Below are 1,374 nucleotides of genomic sequence, written 5' to 3' on the forward strand. Positions count from 1 at the left end.
GATGTTGGGTTAAGTCCCGCAACGAGCGCAACCCTTATTGTTAGTTGCCAGCACGTAATGGTGGGGACTTTAGCAAGACTGCCAGTGATAAATTGGAGGAAGGTGGGGACGACGTCAAATCATCATGCCCCTTATGACCTGGGCTACAAACGTGATACAATGGCTGTTACAAAGGGTAGCTGAAACGCAAGTTTTTGGCGAATCTCAAAAAAACAGTCTCAGTTCGGATTGAAGTCTGCAACTCGACTTCATGAAGTTGGAATCGCTAGTAATCGCGAATCAGCATGTCGCGGTGAATACGTTCTCGGGGTTTGTACACACCGCCCGTCAAACCACGAAAGTTGGCAATACCCAAAACCGGTGGCCTAACTTCGCAAGAAGAGGGAACCGTCTAAGGTAGGGTCGATGATTGGGGTTAAGTCGTAACAAGGTATCCCTACCGGAAGGTGGGGATGGATCACCTCCTTTCTAAGGAAACAATTATCATCTTCAGTTTTGAGAGACTTAAGAAAGTTTTTCATTTTAAATTGTTTGCAAATTGTATTTGCAACATTTAAATCTTTTTAAGATTAAGGGCCTATAGCTCAGTTGGTTAGAGCACACGCCTGATAAGCGTGAGGTCGGTGGTTCAAGTCCATTTAGGCCCACCATAACCAAAAATAGGCAAAATCTTAAAAAAGCTCTTTGAAAAGTAGATAAACGAAGGTTAAAAAATCAAAGGAACTAAGGGCGCACAGTGGATGCCTTGGCACTAAGAGCCGATGAAGGACGCAATTAACGGCGAAACGCCACGGGAAGCTGTAAATAAGTGAAGATCCGTGGGTCTCCGAATGGGAAAACCCATTACATTGAAGATGTAATATTCTTCTAATACGATTTATCTTATTAGAAGAAAGGAAACGCGGCGAACTGAAATATCTAAGTAACCGCAGGAAAAGAAAGTAATAACGATTCTGGTAGTAGTGACGAGCGAACCCGGAACAGCCTGATATCATTTGTAGTTATAAAATTTTAACGAAGTAGAAGCTTTTGGAAAGAAGCACCAAAGAAGGTGACAGTCCCGTAAACGTAAGTTAAAATCTAGGGTATCAATAAGTACGGCGAGACACGAGAAATCTTGTCGGAAGATGGGAGGACCATCTCCTAAGGCTAAATACTTCTTAGTGACCGATAGTGAACTAGTACCGTGAGGGAAAGGTGAAAAGAACCCCGAAAGGGGAGTGAAATAGATCCTGAAACTGTGTGCCTACAATTAGTCAAAGCACGTTAATGTGTGATGGCTTGCCTTTTGCAGAATGAACCGGCGAGTTATGATATGGAGCAAGGTTAAGTTTTAAGGAACGGAGCCGTAGCGAAAGCGAGTCTTAATAGGGC

General features: G+C 43.4%; 1 tRNA gene and 2 rRNA genes. All 3 read left to right on the plus strand.

Going from position 1 to position 1,374, the window contains the following annotated elements:
- Positions 1 to 468 (plus strand): 16S ribosomal RNA (locus BBA70_RS01355); the annotation flags it as partial.
- 105 nt (positions 469 to 573) lie between these two features.
- Positions 574 to 650: transfer RNA gene (locus BBA70_RS01360), tRNA-Ile, on the plus strand.
- Positions 651 to 713: 63 nt separating this feature from the next.
- Positions 714 to 1,374, plus strand: a 23S ribosomal RNA gene (locus BBA70_RS01365); the annotation flags it as partial.

Source organism: New Jersey aster yellows phytoplasma (assembly GCF_002554195.1).
Classification (GTDB): domain Bacteria; phylum Bacillota_I; class Bacilli_A; order Acholeplasmatales; family Acholeplasmataceae; genus Phytoplasma.